This window comes from Palleronia sp. LCG004, assembly GCF_032931615.1.
Taxonomy (GTDB): domain Bacteria; phylum Pseudomonadota; class Alphaproteobacteria; order Rhodobacterales; family Rhodobacteraceae; genus Palleronia.
In genome coordinates, this window is record NZ_CP136760.1 from 331,843 (window position 1) to 353,551 (window position 21,709).

The 21,709-nt window shown below is 65.8% G+C and carries 21 protein-coding genes; 18 read left to right on the plus strand and 3 right to left on the minus strand.

Annotated features, from left to right (window positions below):
- Positions 1 to 71: 71 nt before the first annotated feature.
- On the minus strand, positions 72 to 1,409 hold the full coding sequence (locus RVY76_RS16010; protein WP_317376897.1) for an MFS transporter: 1,338 nt from the start codon (positions 1,407 to 1,409) through the stop codon (positions 72 to 74).
- Positions 1,410 to 1,555: 146 nt separating this feature from the next.
- Between RVY76_RS16010 and cyoA the strand changes: the two genes are divergently transcribed.
- The 9 genes from cyoA to RVY76_RS16055 all read left to right on the plus strand — a co-directional run bounded on the left by cyoA (position 1,556) and on the right by RVY76_RS16055 (position 11,020).
- Positions 1,556 to 2,716: a ubiquinol oxidase subunit II gene (gene cyoA, locus RVY76_RS16015; protein WP_317376898.1), complete on the plus strand. Its 1,161-nt coding sequence runs from the start codon at positions 1,556 to 1,558 to the stop codon at positions 2,714 to 2,716.
- Positions 2,717 to 2,726: 10 nt separating this feature from the next.
- Complete coding sequence (cyoB, locus tag RVY76_RS16020) at positions 2,727 to 4,724, plus strand: cytochrome o ubiquinol oxidase subunit I (protein ID WP_317377157.1); 1,998 nt, start codon at positions 2,727 to 2,729, stop codon at positions 4,722 to 4,724.
- Positions 4,724 to 5,344, plus strand: a complete 621-nt coding sequence (gene cyoC / locus RVY76_RS16025; RefSeq protein WP_317376899.1) for a cytochrome o ubiquinol oxidase subunit III — start codon at positions 4,724 to 4,726, stop codon at positions 5,342 to 5,344. The genes cyoB and cyoC overlap by 1 nt, the downstream gene beginning before the upstream one ends.
- Positions 5,341 to 5,736, plus strand: coding sequence for a cytochrome o ubiquinol oxidase subunit IV (cyoD, locus tag RVY76_RS16030; RefSeq protein ID WP_317376900.1), 396 nt, complete (start codon positions 5,341 to 5,343; stop codon positions 5,734 to 5,736). Before cyoC ends, cyoD begins: the two co-directional genes overlap by 4 nt.
- Before the next feature lie 8 nt (positions 5,737 to 5,744).
- Positions 5,745 to 6,449: an SURF1 family protein gene (locus RVY76_RS16035; protein ID WP_317377159.1), complete on the plus strand. Its 705-nt coding sequence runs from the start codon at positions 5,745 to 5,747 to the stop codon at positions 6,447 to 6,449.
- Complete coding sequence (locus RVY76_RS16040; protein WP_317376901.1) at positions 6,446 to 7,741, plus strand: ATP-binding protein; 1,296 nt, start codon at positions 6,446 to 6,448, stop codon at positions 7,739 to 7,741. Before RVY76_RS16035 ends, RVY76_RS16040 begins: the two co-directional genes overlap by 4 nt.
- The gene (locus RVY76_RS16045; protein ID WP_317376902.1) at positions 7,731 to 8,264 is read left to right on the plus strand and encodes a response regulator transcription factor; all 534 of its coding nucleotides are present in this window, start codon (positions 7,731 to 7,733) and stop codon (positions 8,262 to 8,264) included. The genes RVY76_RS16040 and RVY76_RS16045 overlap by 11 nt, the downstream gene beginning before the upstream one ends.
- Positions 8,265 to 8,361: 97 nt before the next feature.
- Positions 8,362 to 9,405, plus strand: coding sequence for an ABC transporter ATP-binding protein (locus tag RVY76_RS16050; RefSeq protein WP_317376903.1), 1,044 nt, complete (start codon positions 8,362 to 8,364; stop codon positions 9,403 to 9,405).
- Positions 9,398 to 11,020: an iron ABC transporter permease gene (locus RVY76_RS16055; protein ID WP_317376904.1), complete on the plus strand. Its 1,623-nt coding sequence runs from the start codon at positions 9,398 to 9,400 to the stop codon at positions 11,018 to 11,020. The genes RVY76_RS16050 and RVY76_RS16055 overlap by 8 nt, the downstream gene beginning before the upstream one ends.
- 689 nt (positions 11,021 to 11,709) lie before the next feature.
- Here RVY76_RS16055 and RVY76_RS16060 read toward each other — a convergent pair.
- Positions 11,710 to 11,913: a hypothetical protein gene (locus RVY76_RS16060; protein WP_317376905.1), complete on the minus strand. Its 204-nt coding sequence runs from the start codon at positions 11,911 to 11,913 to the stop codon at positions 11,710 to 11,712.
- Between the two features lie 293 nt (positions 11,914 to 12,206).
- On the opposite strand from RVY76_RS16060, the gene RVY76_RS16065 reads away from it, so the two are divergent.
- The 3 genes from RVY76_RS16065 to RVY76_RS16075 all read left to right on the plus strand — a co-directional run bounded on the left by RVY76_RS16065 (position 12,207) and on the right by RVY76_RS16075 (position 15,116).
- Complete coding sequence (locus RVY76_RS16065; RefSeq protein WP_317376906.1) at positions 12,207 to 12,623, plus strand: CopG family transcriptional regulator; 417 nt, start codon at positions 12,207 to 12,209, stop codon at positions 12,621 to 12,623.
- Positions 12,624 to 12,657: 34 nt separating this feature from the next.
- Entirely contained in the window at positions 12,658 to 13,734 is a 1,077-nt protein-coding gene (locus RVY76_RS16070; RefSeq protein ID WP_317376907.1) for a PHB depolymerase family esterase, read from the plus strand.
- Positions 13,735 to 13,979: 245 nt separating this feature from the next.
- On the plus strand, positions 13,980 to 15,116 hold the full coding sequence (locus tag RVY76_RS16075) for an AI-2E family transporter (protein ID WP_317376908.1): 1,137 nt from the start codon (positions 13,980 to 13,982) through the stop codon (positions 15,114 to 15,116).
- Between the two features lie 336 nt (positions 15,117 to 15,452).
- Here RVY76_RS16075 and RVY76_RS16080 read toward each other — a convergent pair whose 3' ends face one another.
- Complete coding sequence (locus RVY76_RS16080; protein WP_317376909.1) at positions 15,453 to 16,100, minus strand: aspartate/glutamate racemase family protein; 648 nt, start codon at positions 16,098 to 16,100, stop codon at positions 15,453 to 15,455.
- A gap of 389 nt (positions 16,101 to 16,489) precedes the next feature.
- Between RVY76_RS16080 and RVY76_RS16085 the strand changes: the two genes are divergently transcribed.
- Genes RVY76_RS16085 through RVY76_RS16110 form a run of 6 tightly spaced genes read left to right on the plus strand, consistent with a single transcriptional unit; the run spans position 16,490 to position 21,708 of the window.
- Complete coding sequence (locus RVY76_RS16085; RefSeq protein ID WP_317376910.1) at positions 16,490 to 17,266, plus strand: FadR/GntR family transcriptional regulator; 777 nt, start codon at positions 16,490 to 16,492, stop codon at positions 17,264 to 17,266.
- A 51-nt stretch (positions 17,267 to 17,317) separates the two neighbouring features.
- A complete protein-coding gene (locus RVY76_RS16090) occupies positions 17,318 to 18,334 on the plus strand; it encodes an ABC transporter permease (RefSeq protein WP_410796040.1) in 1,017 nt (338 codons plus the stop codon).
- 38 nt (positions 18,335 to 18,372) lie between these two features.
- Positions 18,373 to 19,230 (plus strand): ABC transporter permease, encoded by an 858-nt coding sequence (locus tag RVY76_RS16095; RefSeq protein ID WP_317377161.1) that lies wholly within the window; start codon positions 18,373 to 18,375, stop codon positions 19,228 to 19,230.
- Positions 19,231 to 19,235: 5 nt separating this feature from the next.
- Entirely contained in the window at positions 19,236 to 20,069 is an 834-nt protein-coding gene (locus RVY76_RS16100) for an ABC transporter ATP-binding protein (RefSeq protein ID WP_317376912.1), read from the plus strand.
- Entirely contained in the window at positions 20,066 to 20,812 is a 747-nt protein-coding gene (locus RVY76_RS16105; protein WP_317376913.1) for an ABC transporter ATP-binding protein, read from the plus strand. Before RVY76_RS16100 ends, RVY76_RS16105 begins: the two co-directional genes overlap by 4 nt.
- On the plus strand, positions 20,809 to 21,708 hold the full coding sequence (locus RVY76_RS16110; protein WP_317376914.1) for a hypothetical protein: 900 nt from the start codon (positions 20,809 to 20,811) through the stop codon (positions 21,706 to 21,708). The genes RVY76_RS16105 and RVY76_RS16110 overlap by 4 nt, the downstream gene beginning before the upstream one ends.
- Position 21,709 lies beyond the last annotated feature (1 nt).

The following is a 21,709-nucleotide window of genomic DNA, read 5'->3' on the forward strand; positions in this document are numbered from 1 at the left end:
ACGGGATTGCTTCGTCCGTCTAACAAGGCCGCGCGGAGCCGGGTTCCCGACCGCAACGCGCGGAGCGGCGTTCAGCCCTTCCGGTCGAGCCGGTTGGCCACCCCGAGCGCCACGATCGTGCAGATCGCCCCCGACAGGAGATAGGCCCCCGCCGCGATCAGGCCGAAATAGGCCGACAGGGAAAGCGCCGCGAGCGGTGCGAACCCCGCCCCGAACAGCCACGCCATGTCGGATGTGATGGCCGACCCGGTATAGCGGAACCGTTTGGAGAAACGCTGCGCGACCACGCCCGAGGATTGGCCGAAGCAGATGCCGAGAAGCGCGAAGCCGCTGAACATGAAGAAGATCTCGCCCACCACGCCGCCATCGAGGAATTGCGGCGCGAAACCGCTGAAGGCGGCCGTCGCGATGGCGCAATCGCGCAGGAGGCGGCGCCGACCGTATTTCGCGGCGAGCCATCCCGAGGCGAGGATCCCCACCAGGAAGAAGGCCGACGCGACGGAGGAGATGGTCAGGAAGTGCCACGGCTCTTCGTCGGTGTAGAGAAAGATCCACGACAGCGGGAACACCGTCATCATGTGGAAGAGCGCGAAGGTCGCGAGCGGCACGAACGCGCCCAGCAGGATGGTCGGCCCCTCGGAGCGCACCGTCTTGAAGATCGGCTCGGGCTGCAATTCACGCGCGCGGAAAAGCTTGGTGTATTCGGGTGTCACCACGATCCGGAGCCTGGCGAAAAGTGCCACGACGTTGATTGCGAAGGCCACGAAGAACGGATAACGCCAGCCCCAATCGTAGAAATCCTCGGGCGAGAGCACGGCCAGGAAATAGGCGAAGAGCCCCGTCGCCACGAGAAAGCCGACGGCGGCGCCGATCTGCGGCACCATGGTGTAGAACGACCGCTTCTCGTCGGGCGCGTCGAGCGCGAGAAGCGAGGCGAGCCCGTCCCAGCTGCCCCCGATGGCGAGCCCCTGCATGATCCGCAGGATGATCAGGATCGCGACGGAGAAGTTGCCGATCGAATCGTAGGACGGGAGAAACCCGATCGCCACGGTCGCGGTGCCGAGCATCAGCAGCGCCGATGTCAGCCGCGCGCTCTTTCCCTGCCGGTGGTCGATGTAATTGAACAGCATCGTGCCGAAGGGCCGCGCGATGAAGGCGAGCGCGAAGATCGCGAAGCAGTAGATCGTGCCCACGACCGGATCGGCATAGGGAAAGACCCAGGCCGGGAACACGATCACCGACGCGACCGCGAAAACGAAGAAGTCGAAGAACTCGGATGTGCGGCCGATCACCACGCCCACCGCGACATCGCCCGGATTCACATGGTGCGGATCGTCGATATTGATGTTGCGCGCCTCTTTCTCGAGAGCGCTCTCTGGGGAATCGGCCACGTGTTTCGCCTCGTTCATCGCGTCTTTCGCGGTCGGACGCATCCCGCCGCAGGGTCCCTTATGCCGCGTCGCGGCCGCGGGCTGCATTGGACGGATTGTCCAATCGCCACCGCCCCGCCCCCTTGGTAGCCCTTGCGGCGATCCAGACCAAGACCGTGGATGCCATGATCCTCAGACGCACGATTCTCGCCCTTCTCGCCGTCCTGCCGCTGGCCGGATGCGACATGGTGCTGCTTTCCCCCGCAGGCGACGTCGCGCAGCAGCAGAGCAACCTGCTGATCTTCGCCACGCTGCTGATGCTGCTCGTGATCGTGCCGGTCATGGCGCTCACGGTGATCTTCGCCTGGCGCTACCGCGCAAGCAACGAGGACGCGGAATACGCGCCCGACTGGGATCATTCGACCAAGATCGAACTTGTCGTCTGGGCGGTGCCGCTGCTCATCATCATCGTGCTGGGTGCCGTGACCTACGTGGGCACGCATCATCTCGACCCCTATCGTCCGCTCGGGCGGATCGACGCCTCGACCCCGATCGACGCCGAGGTGGAGCCGATCGAGATCCAGGTCGTCTCGCTCGACTGGAAATGGCTCTTCATCTATCCGCAATACGACGTCGCGATGGTCAACGAGCTTGTCGTGCCGGTCGATCGTCCCGTGACGTTCTCGCTCACCTCCGAAAAGGTGATGAACACCTTCTCCGTGCCCACCATGGCCGGCATGATCTACACCATGGCCGGAATGGAGACGACGCTGCACGGCGTGCTCAATTCCGAAGGCACGTTCGAGGGGCGCTCGGCCCATTACAGCGGCGCGGGCTTCTCCCAGATGCGCTTTGATGTCGTGGCGACGGACGATGCGGGCTTCGACGACTGGATCGCCCGCACGCGCGATGACGGCTCCACGCTCGACCGCGAGGCCTATCTCGAACTGGCCGTGCCGAGCGTGGCGGATCCGGTCGTCCCCTTCTCGGACGTCGAGGACAACCTCTTCGACCTGATCGTCAACATGTGCGTCGAGCCCGGTCGCATGTGCATGAGCGAGATGATGGCGATCGACGCGCAGGGCGGGCTCGGGCTCGAAGGGCTGCACGCCACACTGCCCGACAACTCTGACCGGCGAACCGCGGCCGTCTTCGGACCAGAGCGCCGCTACGTCCCCGCGATCTGCACCGAAGAAGAGGCGATGGACGCGATCGTCGCGCGCGAGGCGCTGCCGATCCGCGACCGCTTCGCCATCCTCACCGGGCAAGACCTCCTAAACGGCGGCATCGCGCCGCGGCAATCCTCCCCCGACGGCACGTCCCCGGACCAAGACAGCGAATCGTGACATCATGGAAATGACAGAAACCATTCCCGTCAGCCCCATCTTCGGGCGCCTGACCTGGGCTGCGATCCCCTACGACCCCATCGTGCAGGCGACCTTCGTCGTCGTTGCACTGGGTGGGATCGGCATGATCTACCTGATCCAACGCTATCGTCTCTGGGGGTATCTCTGGAACGAATGGTTCACGACCGTGGACCACAAGAAGATCGGGATCATGTACATGATCCTCGGCATCGTCATGCTGCTGCGGGGTTTCGCCGACGCCATCATGATGCGCCTTCAGCAGGTCATGGCGTTCGGCGGGTCCGACGGCTACCTGAACTCGCATCACTACGATCAGGTCTTCACGGCCCACGGGGTCATCATGATCTTCTTCGTGGCGATGCCGATCATCACCGGCCTGATGAACTACGTCGTCCCGCTGCAGATCGGCACGCGCGACGTGGCATTCCCGTTCCTCAACAACTTCTCGTTCTGGATGACGGCGGGCGGCGCGGTCATGGTCATGGCCTCGCTCTTCCTCGGCGAATTCGCGCAGACGGGCTGGCTGGCCTTCCCGCCGCTATCGGGGCTCGATGCATCGCCCTATGTGGGCGTCGACTACTACATCTGGGCGCTGCAGGTCGCGGGTGTGGGCACGACATTGTCGGGCATCAACCTCATCTGCACGATTCTCAAGATGCGCGCGCCGGGCATGAACCTGATGAAGATGCCGATCTTCACCTGGACGAGCCTCTGCACCAACATCCTGATCGTGGCCTCCTTCCCGGTCCTGACGGCCGTTCTCGTCCTGCTGTCGCTCGACCGCTATGTCGGCACGAACTTCTTCACGACGGATATGGGCGGCAACGCCATGATGTACGTGAACCTCATCTGGATCTGGGGCCACCCCGAGGTCTACATCCTGATCCTGCCGCTCTTCGGCGTCTTCTCCGAGGTCACGTCGACCTTCTCGGGCAAGCGGCTCTTCGGCTATACCTCGATGGTCTACGCGACCGTGGTCATCACGGTCCTGGCCTATGTCGTGTGGCTCCACCACTTCTTCACGATGGGCAACGGGGCCAGCGTGAACGCCTTCTTCGGCATCACGACGATGATCATCTCGATCCCGACGGGGGCCAAGATCTTCAACTGGCTCTTCACCATGTATCAGGGCCGGATCCGGTTCGAGCTGCCGATGATGTGGACCGTCGCGTTCATGCTGACCTTCACCGTGGGCGGCATGACGGGCGTGCTGCTGGCCGTGCCGCCTGCGGACTTCCTGCTGCACAACTCGCTCTTCCTCGTGGCGCACTTCCACAACGTCATCATCGGCGGCGTGCTCTTCGGCAGCTTCGCGGCGATCAACTACTGGTGGCCCAAGGCCTTCGGGTTCAAGCTCGACCCGTTCTGGGGCAAGGTGTCGTTCTGGTTCTGGGTCGTGGGCTTCTGGGCCGCGTTCATGCCGCTCTACATCCTGGGCCTCATGGGCGTGACGCGACGGATGCGGGTCTTCGACGATCCCTCGCTGCAGATCTGGTTCGGCATCGCGGCCTTCGGCGCGGTTCTCATCGCCATCGGCATCGCGGCCATGCTGGTTCAGTTCGCCGTCTCGGTCTGGCGTCGCGAGGAACTCGCCGACACGACGGGCGACCCGTGGAACGGGCGGACGCTGGAATGGGCGACCTCCTCGCCGCCGCCGGCCTACAACTTCGCCTTCACGCCCGTGGTCCATGCGACCGACGCCTGGGCTGACATGAAGGCACGCGGCTACGAGCGGCCGGAGGACGGCTTCCAGCCCATCCACATGCCCTCGAACACCTCGGCGGGCGTGGTCATCGCGGGCTTCAGCGTGGTCCTCGGCATGGCGCTCGTCTGGTATGTCTGGTGGCTCGCGGCCCTGTCGTTCCTGGGGGTCATCGGTTACGCGATCTATCACAGCTTCGATTATCACCGTGACCACCACATCCCCGCCGACGAGGTCGCCCGGACCGAGGCGATCCGCACGCAACGCCTGACGGGAGCCACGTGATGAGCGCCACCGCAGACATCGCCCGCGACCGCTTCCACCTGCCCGAAGAGCCGCACCACCCAGAGGGCAGCTCGACGATGCTGGGCTTCTGGATCTACCTGATGAGCGATTGCCTCATCTTCGCGATCCTCTTCGCCACCTACGGTGTGCTCGGCGGCAACTACGCCGCCGGGCCCGCGCCCGCGGACCTGTTCGAGCTTCACCTCATCGCGATCAACACCGCGATCCTGCTGGTCTCCTCGATCACCTTCGGCTTCGCCATGATCGCCATGACGTCCGGACGGCAGGGCGCGATGCAGGCCTGGCTTGCCGTCACGGGGCTTCTGGGGCTCGGCTTCCTCGGGGTCGAGCTCTACGAGTTCCACCACCTGATCCATATCGGCGCCGGTCCGCAGCGGAGCGGGTTCCTCTCGGCCTTCTTCGTCCTTGTCGGCACGCACGGGCTGCACGTCTTCTTCGGGACGATCTGGCTCGTCACGCTGATGGTGCAAGTCAGCCGGCGCGGCCTCATCGGGGCCAACCAGCGCCGCCTGATGTGCCTGTCGATGTTCTGGCACTTCCTCGATGTCATCTGGATCGGCGTCTTCACCTTCGTCTACCTGCTGGGAGTGCTGCAATGAGCCCCGCGCATCACGACACCTACGGCGAGGCCAATACCGAGGCCGAAATCAGCCACGACCACGGCGGTGCGTCGCACGGGTCGATCAAGGGTTACGTGACGGGCTTCGTGCTCGCCGTCATCCTGACGGCGATCCCGTTCTGGCTGGTGATGGACCGGCCGATCGCGAGCCCGCAGATCACGGCACTCCTCGTCGTGGCCTTCGCCGCGGTGCAGATCGTCGTGCACATGATCTACTTCCTGCACATGGATCCGCGATCCGAGGGGGGATGGACCTTCATGGCGCTGATCTTCACCTTCATCGTCCTCGTGATCGCCGTCAGCGGCACGCTCTGGGTCATGTATCACATGAACGCCAACATGATGCCGGTCCACGACATGGGCGGATCTTGAGCGCGGCCATGCGCCGCCTGCTGCCCGCCCTCCTGACGCTCGCGCTCGCCGTGGCCTTCGCCGGCCTCGGCTGGTGGCAGATCGAGCGGCGTGCCTGGAAGATCGACCTGATCGACCGGGTCGAAACCCGCGTGACGGCACCGCCCGTGGCCCCTCCGGGGCCCGGCGACTGGGCGGATCTCACCCGCGAGGATGCGGAATATCTGCGCGTCTCGTCGGGGGGGAGGTTTCGCGGCGAAACCTCGCTCGTGCAGGCGGTCACCGAACTGGGGGCCGGATACTGGGTTCTCCAGCCCTTCGTGACGGATGACGGGCCCACGATCCTCGTCAATCGGGGCTTCGTTCCCTCCCGCGACGCCGAGATCACCCGCCCCGAGGGGCCGGTCGAGGTCACCGGCCTGCTGCGCATGACCGAGCCCGATGGCGGCTTCCTGCGCGCCAACGATCCCAAAGCCGGGCGCTGGTATTCGCGCGATGTCGACGCGATCGCCCGGGCGATGGATCTGGGGCAGGTCGCCCCCTACTTCATCGACGCCGAGGCCGGGGCGAATGGCGGCGCGCCGCCCGAAGGCGGCCTTACCGTCATCGCGTTCCGCAATACGCATATGGTCTATGCGCTTACCTGGTTCACCCTGATGGCCATGTCGCTCGGCGCGACATGGCTGGTCCTGCGGGTCCGCCCGAAGGGGCGGCCGACCGGGGCCGACGGATGACGGACACACCGTTTCCCGCCGATGCGATCGCCAATCGCCAGAACCTCGCGCTGCTGACGCAGCTGCGCTGGATCGCGGCGGCCGGACAGATCGCGACGATCCTCTTCGTGTATCTCGTGCTGGGCATCGACCTGCCGCTGGTGCCGATGGCGGTCGTCGTGGCGCTGCTGCTGGGGGCCAATGTCGCGACGTTGACGCTCGGCCGCAGGGATCCGCATGTCTCGAACACCGAGCTGTTGATGCAGATCCTGCTCGACGTGGCCGCGCTGACGGCGCAGCTCGTCTTCAGCGGCGGTGCCTCGAACCCGTTCGTGATGCTCTATCTGCTGCAGATCATCCTCGGCGCAGTGCTGCTGACGCCGCGTGCGGCCTGGGCCCTCGCCGCGCTGACGGCCGTCTTCTTCGCGGCGCTGATCTACGATCCGCTGTCGCACGACCTGACGCTGGCGCCCGACGCGAACCTGCCGCAACTCTATGTCGTCGGAACCCTCATCTGCTTCCTGCTGGCGTCCGGGCTGCTCGTCTATTTCATCGGCCGGATCGCCCGGAACCTGCGCAGCCGCGACCAGAGGCTCGCCGATCTCAAACGGCAGGCCGTGGAGGAGGAACATATCGTCCGCCTCGGGCTTCTGGCGTCTGGTGCCGCGCACGAGCTCGGCACGCCGCTCTCGGTGCTGTCGGTGATACTCGGGGACTGGCAGCGATCTCCCGCGCTCGGCGGCGATCCGGATCTGGGCCCGGAACTTGCCGAGATGCAGACGCAGCTCGACCGCTGCAAGACGATCGTGACGGGCATCCTCATGTCCTCGGGCGAGGCGCGCGGCGAGATGATCAGCCGCACCACCATCGGCGATTTCATGCGGCAGACCATCGCCGAATGGAAGCTTACCCGGCAGACGGGACGGATCGGCTATCGCGACAAGGTCGATCCCGATCGCGAGATCCTGGCCGATCCGGCGCTCCGGCAGGTCATCGCGAGTCTCTTCGACAACGCGTTCGAAGCCGGGGCCCTCAGGATCGAGGTGACGGCACGGCTCGACGGCGAAACGCTCGAGATCGACATCGCGGATGACGGGCCGGGCTTTCCGGACGAGATGCTGCAGAGCTTCGGCAGGCCCTATACCTCGACAAAGGGGCGGCCGGGCGGCGGTCTCGGACTATATCTCGTCGTGAACGTCATGCGTAAGCTCGGCGGACAGGTCGTCGCGCGCAACGATCCCGAAGGCGGGGCCGTGCTGTGCCTGACGCTGCCGCTCGACCGGCTCACTCCGGAGGATCGCCGTGGAGGTTAGACCCACTCTGCTCATCGTCGAGGACGACGCGGCGCTGTCGCGCACCCTCGCCCGGTCGTTCGAGCGGCGCGACTACGTCGTCACCCATGCCGAAAGCGTCGCCGCCGCGCGCGAAGCGGTGCAGGACGAGACGCCCGATTTCGCGGTGGTCGATCTCAAGCTCGGCGACGGATCAGGGCTCGAATGCGTCAAGGCCCTGCACGAGCGCGATCCCGACATGAAGATCGTCGTGCTGACGGGTTATGCAAGCATCGCCACGGCGGTCGAGGCCATCAAGCTGGGGGCCTGTCATTATCTCGCCAAGCCGTCGAATACCGACGATATCGAGGCCGCCTTCGCGCGGGGCGAGGGCGATCCGGATGTCACCGTCACGTTCCGCCAGACCTCGATCAAGACGCTCGAGTGGGAGCGCATCCACGAGGTGCTGGCCGAATGCGATTTCAACATCTCCGAGGCCGCGCGACGGCTCGGGATGCATCGCCGCACGCTCGCCCGGAAGCTCGGCAAGCGCCGGGTCGATTGACGGAATCCGCCGACCCGCTCGCGAGAGGTTAACTTTACAAGATTTGTCGGGCATGCTAGCGCCATGACGTTTCCAGGCCCCAGTCGGATCTTCGGACATGAAAGACGTGATCGACGGCCCGCTGCTCGGTATCCGGGGATTGAGGCGGCATTTCACCGGTAACGCGGGCTCCGCGGTCTCGGATGTCACGCTCGATGTCGGACGGGGCGAGATCCTCGCGCTTCTGGGGCCGTCGGGATGCGGCAAGACCACGACGCTGCGCCTTGTTGCAGGGTTCGACCGGCCGGATGACGGCCGCGTGCATCTGGGCGGACGCGACGTCACCGACCTGCCGCCCGAGGCCCGAGGCATCGGCTTCGTCTTTCAGGATTACGCGCTTTTCCCGCATCTGAGCGTCGAGCAGAACGTGCGCTTCGGACTGCATCACCTGGGGGCCCGTGCCGGACGCGCCCGCGCGGCCGAGCTGATCGAGATGGTGGGCCTGACCCCCGAGGCCGCGCGGATGCCGCACCAGCTTTCGGGCGGGCAGCAGCAGCGCGTGGCGCTGGCCCGCGCGCTCGCCCCCGAACCCGATCTCGTCCTGATGGACGAGCCCTTCTCCAACCTCGACGCGACACGCCGCGTGGCCATGCGTCAGGAAGTCCGCGCGCTGCTCAAGCGGATCGGTGCGGCGGCGATCGTCGTCACCCACGACCAGGAAGAGGCGCTGGCCCTCGCCGACCGGATCGCCGTGATGCAGGCCGGGCGCATCCTGCAATCGGGCACCCCGCGCGAGGTGTATACCCGTCCCGTCTCGGAAACGGTCGCGCGGTTTCTCGGCAATTCCAACATCATCGAGGGCGAGGCGCAGGGCACGATCGCCGAAACCGCGCTCGGGCCCGTCAGGCTCGAACGCGCGGCGCGGGGCCGCGTGCGCCTCTCGATCCGTCCCGAGCAGATCGTGCTGTCGGACAAGGTGCCGGATGCCGCGTCGGGTGTCGTGATGGGCCGCGAGTTCCGCGGCCACGATCAGGTCTACTGGATCCGCGCGCATGGCGGCACCGACCTCGTCGCGCTGATCCACGGCAATGCCGATTACGCGCAAGGCACGCCCATCGGCCTGTCGATGCGGGAGCCCGCGATCCTTCTCGCCGATGGCTAGGGCGCATCCCGCGCTCCACTTCGCCGTCGCATTGCTGCTCGTCCTGGTGGCGCTGCCGATGGTCGCGACGCTGCTGGCGGCGGTCGCGGGCGATCTCTCGACGCTCGCGCATCTCTGGGACACCGTTCTGCCGCGCTATCTGTCCGTGACGGCGATGCTGGTTGCGACGGTCTGCATCGGCACCGCCCTCGTCGGTACGGTGACGGCGTGGCTCGTCTCGGCCTACGACTTTCCCGGACGGCGCATCGTCGAGGTCGCGCTCGTCCTTCCGCTGGCCTTTCCCGCCTATGTCCTGGCCTATGCCTATACCGACCTGCTCGACCATCCGGGCGCGGTGCAGACGGCGCTGCGATCCGCGACCGGCTGGGGCCCGCGCGACTACTGGTTCCCCGAGATCCGGTCGACCGGCGGCGCGGCCTTCGTGCTGATCGTCGTGCTCTATCCTTACGTCTACCTGCTGGCGCGGGCGGCGTTCGTGCATCAGGGCGGATCCACCTTCCTCGCCGCGCGGGGGCTGGGGCTCGGGCCGATCGCCGCGTTCCGGCAGGTCTCGCTTCCGGCGGCCCGGCCCGCGATCGCGGCCGGCACCCTTCTCGTCGGGATGGAGACGCTCGCCGATTTCGGGACCGTCTCCTATTTCGGGGTCCAGACCTTCGCGACCGGCATCTATCAAAGCTGGTTCAGCCTTGCCGACCGCGCGGGGGCCGCGCAGCTGGCGCTGGGATTGCTGGCGATGACGCTGCTTCTGACCTTGCTGGAACGTCGGACCCGCCATTCGGGCCGGTTCTCGACCGAGCGCGCGGGCGAACCCGTGCCGCCGCCGCGCCTGCGCGGGATCCGCGGAGGGGCAGCGCTATTCGTCTGCGCGTCACCGGTCCTTCTGGGCGCGATCGTGCCGGGCGCGCATCTGGCCGCGATGGCGGGTGGCGCGCAGCAATCGCTCTTCTCCGAGCGCTATCTCGGGTTCCTCACCAACTCGTTGACGCTCGCCTGCATCGCTTCGGCACTGACCGTCGCGGCGGCGATCGCGCTGGGATATTTCCGGAGGCTCTCGCCCACGCCTGCGCGCAGACGGGCGGTGGATCTCGGCCGTCTCGGCTATGCGGTACCGGGCACGGTCATCGCGGTGGGACTTCTCGTGCCCTTCGCGGCGCTCGACAACGCGCTCGACGCGGTGATGCGCGCGCAGTTCGGACTTTCGACGGGGCTTCTCGTCACGGGCACGATCTGGCTGCTGGTCGCGGCCTACGTGATCCGGTTCCTTGCGGCCGCGATCGGCGCCTTCGAGACGGGCGAGATCCGCGTGACCCCGAATATCGACGCGGCCGCCCGCAGCCTCGGGCGCGGGCCTTTCGACACGCTCTGGAGGGTGCATCTGCCGCTGATGGCACCGGGGCTGCTCAGCGGAGCGCTCATCGTCTTCGTCGAGGTGATGAAGGAGCTTCCCGCGACCCTCATCATGCGGCCCTTCAACTTCGACACGCTCGCCGTTCAGGCTCATCGCCTCGCCGCCGACGAACGTCTGAACGGAGCGGCCGTCCCGAGCCTCGCCATCGCCGCGGTGGGAGTGCTCCCGGTCGTCCTGCTGATGGCACGGATGCGACGCGGGCGGTAGACGCCGCTTTGCAACGACCGCATCCGCGCAACAGGGTGCGGGCGGACATGCATGTTTCTTGTTGAAGATCGACCGGTGGGTTCGCGCACTTCGGCAAAGGCCGAAAATCGTAGGGGTTCAGAAAAAAATTGGTGCGGCCTCGCACCTTCCGATCCCACTTATTGACCGCCCCGCTTCACGTGTCAGACGTCTTCCCAATATCCTCGCAGCACTGACGATGACTGCGTGTCACAGGGCTCCGCTCCCGGTCTGCAGGCTCATCGACCTCCGAGAAAAGCGGTCATCCCAATCTTGCAGCACGAAGAAAATTTGCCGTCACGCCTGGTACTTTTGAGATGGGGATGAAACGACCGCGGGTTACACCCGAACTCATCATCTTGCATTCAACCGCATTCGTTAAAAATTGCGATACGCCAAAATATAGAGCCGGGCATATCGTAGAGAGACCGGCTCATATTTTCAGAGAAGCTTCTGGGCAAAATTCTCAGGTCGAATTCCACCTATGAGAACCGTCTGCGCCCAGACCTGATCCATCGAGGGAATATCGAAATCCGTGCTAGGTTGTCGCAAAATAAATCTGTCGAAAACACGTCACCCGGCCGAAGACAGCCGGGTGGGAACGAATTTCAATCCTGGACAAATGTGAGGGGCACGAGAGCGAACGACAGTTCTGCCCTACCCCCCTCATGTCACGCCTCGTCGAGTTTCTCGACGGTTTCGCCGGAACTCGAATTTTCCGTCGATTTTGCGTTTGCCGTGTCGTCCGAAGGTTCGGGTTTCTGGAATTTGGAACCCCGGCGTCCGGCATAGCGTCCTCTGGAGCCACCGACCGGCGCAGGTACCGCAAGAAATTCGGCAAGATCGAACTTTGGCTTCATGGAAAACATGGTCATCAGGGAATGCCTTTCTGTTGCGGTGTGAATCCACCGCTTCAGTACATATGGGGCAAAAATGCGAATTTGTAAGTTGCACCGGACCCAAAGGATTATCTCCGAGAAATTCGGCGACGACAAAATTCATCGGAAGCAAAACTGACACGGCAGAATCACCAGATATCCAGCGATCATCCCCTCCTGTCGGCATCGCGCTGGCTGCCGTGACGGTCGGCTCGGTCCCTTTCATCGGTCAGCCTCTTGCCGGTCGGGCATACCGCACCCACTTACCATCCAAGTGGAAGGATGAAGACATGCCTAAGATACACCGCCTGCCGGAAAAGCATGCCGAGACCGAAAAAATCACCATCAATCTCGGCCCCGTCGATCTGGGCCGGATCGACCTGCTCGTGCGGGAGGGGTTCTATTCCAACCGGACGGATTTCATCCGGTCGGCCATCCGGTCCCAGCTCACCGCCGAGGCGCGCGCGGTCGAGCAATCGGTGGACCGGCACCGCTTCGAGATGGGACTCTTCGACGTGACGCGCGCCGAGCTCGAGGCGCTGCGGCAGGCCGGCGAAGTGCTGCATCTGAAGGTCGTGGGACTCGCCCGGATCGCGGCGGATGTCGATGTCGACCTCGCGTTGCAGACGATCGGCTCGCTGAGCGTTCTGGGATCGCTCCAGGCCAACAAGGACGTAAAGGCGGCCCTATCGGACCGCATAATCTGAGGGGCGATACGCCCCGGATCCAAGGATGAACATCATGAACAACGATCTCGCGACGGCCCTCGGCCGGGCGCTCCGGTCGACGCGCGCCGGTGATCCGGCCGCGGCCACGGCGTATATCCGCACGGCGCTTTCGGGTCGCACGGCACCGATGCCCCGGGCGGAAGAACCATGCGGTCCCTGTGCCCGCATGGCCAAACCCGCCGGCCTGCAAGGCGGCATGCCGGATTTCTCGGGCCTCCCGGGGATGGACAAGCTTCCCGGGATGGGCAGTCTGCCGGGCATGGCCGATCTGCCGGGCCGCAATTCGGGACGCAAGGCACCGGTCCCTGACGGGGCGACGGTTTCCTGGCGCAAGATCGCGGGCCGAGACGTCCGCCTCTTCATCCCCTCGGAACGTGCGGGCGGCCCGGTCGGCCTCGTCCTCATGCTGCATGGCTGCACGCAATCGCCGGAGGATTTCGCCCTCGGGACGCGGATGGATCAGGCCGCCGAGGCCGCGGGCTATGCCGTCGCCTATCCCGGTCAGACGGGTGCCCAGAACATGCAATCCTGCTGGAACTGGTTCCGGGCGCAGGATCAGGGCCCCGATGCGGGAGAGCCCGCAATCCTCGCATCCATCGCCCGGGAGATCTCTGCCGAGCTGAACGTCGAGGGCCGTGTCTTCGCCGCGGGTCTTTCCGCCGGCGGCGCCATGGCCGCTGTTCTAGCCGAGACGCATCCCGACCTCTTCGTCGCGGTGGGTGTCCATTCCGGCATTCCCGCCGGCGCGGCGTCAGACATGGTCTCGGCCTTCTCGGCCATGCGCGGCGAGCGTGCGGGACGACCGCTGCGACGGCCCGGCATCGTCTTCCACGGCACGGCGGACGGGACCGTCTCGCCTGCCAACGCGAAGGCGCTGATCCAAGGCAACGGGGTCGAGACGCGTGACGGCCGGGGCGCGCGGAGCTGGTCGCGCCTGACGACGGAGGACGGATCGGAGCTCTGGCTCATCGACGGCGCGGGCCATGCCTGGTCGGGCGGCGACGCCGCGGGCTCCTATGCCGATGCCACGGGGCCCGATGCGTCGGCCGAGATGATCCGGTTCTTCGGCGAGGTCGTCGCGCGCGGCTGAGCCTGCCCCGCCCGTCCTGTCCGGCGGGCGGGGCCGCCGGGTGGCATCCACGTCGGACTCGTTTCGTCTGACGGGGTCCGATACTCTCGGGTGGGACCACCGGCGTTCGTGGCGGTTCGGGACGTGTAACATGGCCGACCTCGTCCTTTCGACCGGAGGCGAGGCGCAGGCCGAAGGTTGCACCGTCCGTCTTCGGATGGCGATACGCGGCGCAGGGATCGCGCGACATTGAAAGGACCGGGACCATGCAGGATTCCTCCGGCGAATCGGACGCCTCCGACGACAGCAAGATACGACACCTGCGATCGATGCCACGCTGGGCGGGGATCGCGATCTTCATCTATGCGACCGTCTTCACGCTGAGCTACGCGAAATCGTTCTTCGTGCCCGTCGTGCTGGCCTTCCTGCTGACCCTCGTCTTCTCTCCCATCCGCCGGGTATTCGACCGACGGGGGATTCCCTCGGCACTCACATCCCTCATCATCGTGCTGAGCCTTCTCATCACGAGCATCGGCATCCTCGGGACGCTGTCCCTCCCCGTGACGGACTGGATCAGCCGCGCCCCGGAGATCACGGCACAGGTCCGCGATCAGATCGGCGAGATCTCGGGCGCGATGGGCGGGCTTTTCGAGGCCGCCAACCGTCTGAACACCCTCGGGGCCCCCGGCGACGACGTGCAGCGCGTCGTCATGGCCGAGGGGGGATACGCCACCGACATCGCGGCGCTGGTGCCCGGCATCGCGGCGCAGGTGGTCTTCACGCTCGTCCTGCTGTTCTTCCTGCTGGCCTCGGGCAACATGTTCTACGAAAAGCTCGTCCACGTGATCCCGCGCTTCAGCGACAAGCGGCGGGCGATGACGGCCATCCGCGACATCGAACGGGAGCTCTCGCGATATCTCTTCACGATCACCGTCATCAATGCGGGGCTCGGGATCGCAGTCGGGACGGCCATGTGGGCCGTGGGGATGCCCTCGCCGATCATCCTGGGAATGATCGCCTTCCTCTTCAACTTCGTCCCCTATCTGGGCGCGCTTGCCGGGATCGTCGTCGCCTCGGCGGTCGCGCTCGTCTCGTTCGACTGGGTGGGGTGGGCACCGGTCGTGGGCGGCATCTATCTGATGCTCACGACGATCGAGGGCCAGATCGTGACACCCTATTTCGTCGGGCGGAACCTGCGGCTCAACACGGTGGTCGTGTTCCTCGCCGTCTCGTTCTGGGCATGGCTCTGGTCGGCGGTGGGCATGGTGGTCGCCGTGCCACTTCTGGCCGCGCTCAGGACGATTTCGGCCCATATCGACGGGATGGGCGGGCTTGCCGATTTCCTCGGCGAACGCCACTCCGAGACCGAAACCGATGAGGAATCCGACACGTCCGAGACCTGAACCGATCGGAAATCTCGCCAATCCATGAATCTGATCCGGGTATTGTCCTGTTTCCGATGGACGGCCGCGCGAATGCTCCAGCAGCAGGCGCAGCTCACGAGACCAGCTCGAACGAAGACCTCAGCGTGCCGAAGCGAGGATCCAAGTCACGTATTCCGCAGCCGTTCGAGCGGCTCATCGCAGGGGCTAGGCCTAACCGCCGTCAGCTTTGCACGGTGATCCGCAAAGGCAAGACGAGCTTACAACCGCCGATATCAGTGTTGCCGGAAGCCCCTTGCCGAAACCGCTTCGATCAGCCGATCCAAGCAAACCCGCCTGCAAGAATGACGCGCCTCGTCATCGCTCCTCCATCAGGTAGGCCGCGATCAGGTCGATCGCTTCCGGTATGGGGGCGATCACGGGAACCGACAGGCATCCGCGCATCGTCTCGGCAACCCGGGCGAGAGGTCCACCGCCGACGATCACCGCCTGCGCACCGCCGTCCTTCACCGCCGACTGGCTGGCGGAGAGAAGGGCCGCCGCCAACGTGTCGTGGTCGGCCATCACGTCCCGCGGGTCGCCCGGCGTGACCCAGGTGCCGACGAAATTCGCATGGCCATACGCAACGGCGCGCGCGGCGATCGCCTCGCAGAGATCGGGCGTCGTGGTCGCGACGGCGAAGGCGCGTCCACCCGCGCCCGCGGCCCGCATCGCCGCCTCGGCTATACCGACGACAGGGCATTCGAGTACGTCCCGCAACGCCTCCACCCCCGGATCGCCGAAGGCCGAAACCACGACGCCGTCATAATGCGCCAGTTGGGGGGCAAACGCCGCGACGGCGCGCGCGGCCTCCGACAACGCGACGGCATCGGTGATGAGCGGCACCCCGAACGTCGCGGTATGCCCCGTGATCGAGAGACCCGGAGGGGCCCTGCGCCGCGCGATCTCGCACATCGCGCTGGTAACGGCGGCATCGGTATTGGGATTGACCAGCGCGATCCTCATGCCGCTGGCTCCGCGGCGCGGGCGATATCCATCGGCGTAGCGAGCCCGACCGGATCGCACCCGCCATCGAGTGCGCGCAGGATCCCATCGCAGCGCCCGACGATCCGTAAATGAAACCCCACGTTCACAACCAATCTCCGATCTACCGCGCTTGGAGGCCGACTTCAGGGGTGATCGAAATCATCCGGCCCATTCGCTCCAAGATCGAATCCTCCTCGCATTTGCCGCTCAGCCCCCTCGAACCTGCCTCCGATCGACGCTGTGCGCCACCGATCCGGACAATCCCCCACAGATTTCTTCCAATTCCGTCAGATCCCCTCCCCTGCCCGAGGTCGCTGCGGGACAATCCTCGGCTGTTCAATCGTGATGCTATCATACAGTAAATCCATATGATAACTTCGACCGGCGAGCCGAAGAAGGAGACGAAACAGATGCAGGAACGGGCCGGACGACGCGGAACGATGGTGGTGGACCTCGTCGCGACCCTGCGCAGACGGATCGCGACCGGCGAGTTTCCGGTCGGGTCCCGCCTGCCGAGCGAGGCGAAGCTCTGCGAGGAAGCGGGCGTGAGTCGCACCGTCCTGCGCGAAGCGGTGGCGGCATTGCGGGCAGACGGCCTTCTGCAGCCGCGACAGGGATCGGGCGTCTACGTGACGGAACCGCCGGTGGACGAGGCGATCCCCTTCCGCAACGTCGATCCCTCCCGGGTATCGTCGGTCATCGAGGTGCTGGAGCTGCGCATCGCGCTCGAGGTCGAGGCGGCCGCGCTGGCCGCCAGACGTCGTTCGGCCCGCCAGGAGGAGGAGATGATCGCCCGGTTCGACGACATGGAAAAACTGATCGCTGACGGAGAAACCTCGGTCGAAGCCGATTTCGCCCTGCATGTCGCGATCGCCCGGGCGTCGAACAATACGCGGTTCGAGGAATATCTGACGGTGATCGGGCCCAGCCTGATCCCGCGCCGCGGGGTGCGGCAGGGCGGCACCGACGCGACCGTCGATCCGTCCTATCTGGAATTGCTGGCGCGGGAGCATCGCGAGATCGTCTCGGCGATCCTCGCCAACGACCCGTCGGCGGCCTCTGCCGCCATGCGCAAGCATCTGCAAGGCAGCCTTGCCAGGTATCGCGGCCTCCTCGGGCGCGGGACGGCGCAACAGGACTTGTAATATAACTTAGTTTGGTCATACTACGATTGTAACTCACCGGGGAGGGGTGTGATGCGGCGGAGGGTTTTACCGGATATCGCGGGACAGGCGGGAGCGATCCTCGTCACGCTGGCCGGACTTCTGATCCTGACATTCGTGATCGGACGGATCATGCCCACCGACCCCGTCCGCGCCATCGTGGGCGAGGACGCGACACGAGAGGTCTACGAGAACGTCTATCGCCAGCTCGGCCTCGACCGGCCGGTCTGGCAGCAGTTCTTCATGTATATCGGCGATATCCTGACGCTCGATTTCGGCACGTCGATCCGGACGGGCCAACCGGTGCTCAACGACATCGCCCGCGCCCTACCCGCCACGATCGAACTCGCGACATTCGCCATCATCATCGGCGCGGCACTCGGGATACCGATGGGCGTCGCCGCAGCGGTCAACAAGGACCGGTGGGTGGATCACGTGATCCGGATCATCAGCCTGACGGGCCATTCCATGCCGATCTTCTGGACAGGGATGATCGCGCTCCTGATCTTCTATGCCGGGCTCGGCTGGGTCGGCGGATCGGGAAGGATGAGCCAGTTCTACATCGGCATGGTGCCCGAGCGGACGAACTTCCTGCTCATCGACAGCGCACTCGCCGGCCAGTGGGACGTCTTCCGGAGTGCCGTCAACCACATCATCCTTCCGGCCTCCCTGCTGGGATATTCCTCCTCCGCCTACATCACGCGGATGACGCGCAGCTTCATGCTGGACCAGCTGAACCAGGAATACGTGACGACGGCCCGGGTAAAGGGCCTGTCGCGGAACAAGACGATCTGGCGGCACGCCTTCGGCAACATCCGCGTGCAGCTCGTGACGATCGTGGCGCTGGCCTACGGCTCGCTCCTCGAAGGGGCTGTCCTGATCGAGACGGTCTTCGCATGGCCGGGATTCGGCCAGTACCTGACGGCCAACCTGCTCATCGGCGACATGAACGCGGTGATGACCTGCGTGCTCATCGTCGGGCTGATCTTCATCGGCCTGAACGTGATTTCCGACATTCTCTACAGGGTCTTCGACCCGAGGACGCGCTGATGGTGACCCTACCGCTCGGACCTGCCCGCCGCCGCAGGATGCCCCATGCCGTGACATCGCTCGGGCGTATCGTGACCTTCCTGCTGCGCTCCCCCCCATCGGCCTTCGGGCTGGTCGTGCTTGCCCTGCTGATCCTGATGGCGCTCTTCGCGCCGCTGCTGGCCACGCACAATCCCTATGCGCAGGACCTGACGAACACGCTCATGCCGCCGTCGCGCGCGAACCTCTTCGGAACCGACGAACTCGGGCGCGACATCTTCAGCCGTATCGTCCACGGGTCGCGCATCACCCTGTCGATCATCTTCATCGTGTCGATCGTGGTCGGACCGATCGGCCTCCTCGTCGGGACGGTCGCGGGATATTTCGGCGGGCGCATCGACACCGCGCTGATGCGCCTGACGGATATCTTCCTGTCGTTCCCGTCGCTGATCCTGTCGCTCGCATTCGTGGCCGCCCTCGGGCCGAGCCTCAACAACGCGATCATCGCCATCGCGCTCACCGCCTGGCCGCCGATCGCGCGTCTGGCACGGGCGGAAACCCTGACCTTCCGCAAGGCGGACTATATCGCGGCGGCCCGGCTGCAGGGGGCGTCCTCGGCCCGCATCATCTGGAAGAGCATCGTGCCCATGTGCCTGCCCTCGGTCCTGATCCGGCTGACGCTCAACATGGCGACCGTCATCCTGACCGCCGCGGGCCTGGGCTTCCTCGGGCTCGGCGCGCAGCCGCCGCTGCCGGAATGGGGGGCGATGATCGCGACCGGACGCCGCTACATGATCGACAGCTGGTGGCTCGTGACGTTTCCCGGCATCGCGATCCTGGCCGTCAGCCTCGCCTTCAACCTTCTGGGCGACGGCCTGCGCGACGCGCTCGATCCCAAGCAGATGAACAAGAGGTAAGCGCGATGGATCCTATGCTGAGCGTGAGGAACCTCACGGTGCGCTACGGCGGATCGACCGATCCGGCGGTGCAAGGGGTCAGCTTCGATCTCGGGCGTGAGCGGCTGGGGATCGTGGGCGAATCCGGGTCGGGCAAATCCACCGTCGGACGTGCCATCATGCGGCTTCTGCCGGGGGCCGACGTGACGGCCGACCGCCTGCGGTTCGACGGGCTCGACCTGCTGGACCTGCCCGAGCGCGCGATGCTGAAGGTGCGCGGGGCGCGCATGTCGATGATCCTGCAGGATCCGAAATTCTCGCTGAACCCGATCGAACGTTGCGGCGACCAGATCGCCGAGGCGTATCGCACCCATATCCGCGCAACCAGGGCAGAGGCCCGCGCGAAGACGGTCGAGATGTTGAAGGCCGTCCAGATCCGCGATCCCGAACGGGTCTACGGCCTCTATCCGCACGAGGTTTCGGGCGGCATGGGCCAGCGGGTGATGATCGCGATGATGCTGATGACGGATCCGGACCTCGTCATCGCGGACGAGCCGACATCGGCGCTCGACGTGACCGTGCGGCTCGAGGTCCTGCGCATCCTCGACGCGCTGGTGAAGGAACGGGGGATCGGCCTCGTGATGATCTCGCACGATCTGAACCTCGTCCGCAATTTCTGCGACAGGGTGCTGATCATGTATGCCGGCCGGGTCGTCGAGGTCCTCGACGCGGCCGATCTCGACCGCGCCACACATCCCTACACGCGTGGCCTGATCGCGGCACAGCCGCGGATCGGCGGCGACCGCGCGCCGCTTCCGGTGCTGGAACGGCAGGCGAGCTGGTCGGAGGGCGCGGCATGAAGTCGGTCGGCGTCAAGAACCTGTCGATCACGCTGGGCGCGTTGCAGATCCTGCATTCAGTCAGCTTCGACGTCGCCGCGGGCGAATGTTTCGGGCTGGTCGGCGAAAGCGGATCGGGAAAGTCGACCGTGCTGCGATGTGCCTCGCTTCTCATGTCGAACTGGGAGGGGCAGGTGACGATCGGCGGGCAATCGGTGCGCGACATGGACCCGATGGCGCGGTGCCGGACATTGCAGATGGTGTTCCAGGACCCCTACGGATCGCTGCATCCCCGTCAGTCGGTCCGGACGGTCCTGACCGAACCGCTCGCGATTCACGGGCTCGGCCATCGCGATGCGAGGATGCGACAGGCACTGCGCGAGGTGGGCCTGTCGGACGACTTTCTCGAGCGGTTTCCCCACCAGATGTCGGGCGGGCAGCGGCAGCGGGTCGCCATCGCCCGCGCCCTGATCCTCGAGCCCGACGTCCTGTTTCTGGACGAGCCGACCTCGGCGCTGGACGTGAGCGTTCAGGCCGAGATCCTGAACCTGCTGGCGCGTCTGCGATCCGAGAAGGGCTTTACCTACATCATGGTCAGTCACGATCTGGCCGTGGTGGACCATATGTGCGACCGGTTCGCCGTGATGCAGGGCGGCCGGATCGTCGAGGTGCTCGACCGTGCGGACATTCCCGGCAACGGTGCCACCGACCCCTATGCGCGCGAGCTGATCGGTGCCTCGCTGGCCTACGAGCGGGCGATTTGATCGACCGGCTGCCGGATTTCCTGGAGATCAGGCGACGAGGCTGGACCGGCCCGCCCGCCGATCTTTCCGCATGGCGCGCGACGCTTCCCCCGCATGACGGCCTGCCCGAGGTCAGACGCCGAGGCATCCGCGTGGCGTTCCGGTTCGCGACCGGCGCGCGCGCGACCGGCGTCTTCCTCCGGGGCGAACGGCCGGGGCCCGCGATCCTGGCGCTGCACGAGCATGGCGGCGACTTCGTCCGGGGCTGGGGCAAGCTCGCCCGGCCGAGCGCGCATTACCACGGTCTCGCGCCGTTGCGGGCCATCCGCGCGGCGGGTCTGTCGGTGCTCTGCCTCGACGCCGTGGGGTTCGGCGCGCGATGGTCCGGCGGCTACGAGGCGCAGCAGGCGCTGGCGGCAGGCGCGATGGGGCTCGGCTGGTCGCTTGCGGGCATCACCGCGGCCGAGGACATGCAGGCCGCGCGATGGCTCGCATCGCTGGATGGCGTGACATCCGTGGGGGCGTTCGGCTTCTCGTTCGGCGGCTTCCGGGCATGGCAGGTCCTCGCTCTGTCAAAGGCGGTCTCGGCTGCAGCGTCGATCGGGTGGATGGCCTGCCGCGCGGACATGCTCGCCGCCGGTTCTCCGTTCCTGCGCGGCCAATCCGCCTTCCATTTCCTCCATCCCGGAATCGCTGCGGATTATCCGGATCTCGCGGCGGCGGCCGCGCCGAAGCCTCTGTTCCTGCGGGTCGGCAGGGGCGACCGTCACATGCCGGAAGCCAGCGCCGCGCGCGCCTTCGCGCGCATCGCATCGCTGCACCCCACCGTGGATGCCGGGTTCCACGACGAGCGCCATACCTGCCCGCGGGACGTCCTCACCGCGTCCATCGACTTCCTGCGCGACCGCCTCGCATAGA

Excerpts from the sequence above, each read along its gene's own strand:
- RVY76_RS16065 (WP_317376906.1), top strand. The coding sequence starts at position 12,207 with ATGCCTAAGATACACCGCCTGCCGGAAAAGCATGCCGAGACCGAAAAA.
- RVY76_RS16060 (WP_317376905.1), bottom strand. The coding sequence starts at position 11,913 with ATGACCATGTTTTCCATGAAGCCAAAGTTCGATCTTGCCGAATTTCTT.
- RVY76_RS16035 (WP_317377159.1), top strand. The coding sequence starts at position 5,745 with ATGCGCCGCCTGCTGCCCGCCCTCCTGACGCTCGCGCTCGCCGTGGCC.
- cyoC (WP_317376899.1), top strand. The coding sequence starts at position 4,724 with ATGAGCGCCACCGCAGACATCGCCCGCGACCGCTTCCACCTGCCCGAA.
- RVY76_RS16010 (WP_317376897.1), bottom strand. The coding sequence starts at position 1,409 with ATGAACGAGGCGAAACACGTGGCCGATTCCCCAGAGAGCGCTCTCGAG.
- RVY76_RS16085 (WP_317376910.1), top strand. The coding sequence starts at position 16,490 with ATGATAACTTCGACCGGCGAGCCGAAGAAGGAGACGAAACAGATGCAG.
- cyoB (WP_317377157.1), top strand. The coding sequence starts at position 2,727 with ATGACAGAAACCATTCCCGTCAGCCCCATCTTCGGGCGCCTGACCTGG.
- cyoA (WP_317376898.1), top strand. The coding sequence starts at position 1,556 with ATGATCCTCAGACGCACGATTCTCGCCCTTCTCGCCGTCCTGCCGCTG.
- RVY76_RS16040 (WP_317376901.1), top strand. The coding sequence starts at position 6,446 with ATGACGGACACACCGTTTCCCGCCGATGCGATCGCCAATCGCCAGAAC.
- RVY76_RS16050 (WP_317376903.1), top strand. The coding sequence starts at position 8,362 with ATGAAAGACGTGATCGACGGCCCGCTGCTCGGTATCCGGGGATTGAGG.
- RVY76_RS16070 (WP_317376907.1), top strand. The coding sequence starts at position 12,658 with ATGAACAACGATCTCGCGACGGCCCTCGGCCGGGCGCTCCGGTCGACG.
- RVY76_RS16105 (WP_317376913.1), top strand. The coding sequence starts at position 20,066 with ATGAAGTCGGTCGGCGTCAAGAACCTGTCGATCACGCTGGGCGCGTTG.
- cyoD (WP_317376900.1), top strand. The coding sequence starts at position 5,341 with ATGAGCCCCGCGCATCACGACACCTACGGCGAGGCCAATACCGAGGCC.
- RVY76_RS16090 (WP_410796040.1), top strand. The coding sequence starts at position 17,318 with ATGCGGCGGAGGGTTTTACCGGATATCGCGGGACAGGCGGGAGCGATC.
- RVY76_RS16075 (WP_317376908.1), top strand. The coding sequence starts at position 13,980 with ATGCAGGATTCCTCCGGCGAATCGGACGCCTCCGACGACAGCAAGATA.
- RVY76_RS16055 (WP_317376904.1), top strand. The coding sequence starts at position 9,398 with ATGGCTAGGGCGCATCCCGCGCTCCACTTCGCCGTCGCATTGCTGCTC.
- RVY76_RS16100 (WP_317376912.1), top strand. The coding sequence starts at position 19,236 with ATGGATCCTATGCTGAGCGTGAGGAACCTCACGGTGCGCTACGGCGGA.
- RVY76_RS16095 (WP_317377161.1), top strand. The coding sequence starts at position 18,373 with ATGCCCCATGCCGTGACATCGCTCGGGCGTATCGTGACCTTCCTGCTG.
- RVY76_RS16080 (WP_317376909.1), bottom strand. The coding sequence starts at position 16,100 with ATGAGGATCGCGCTGGTCAATCCCAATACCGATGCCGCCGTTACCAGC.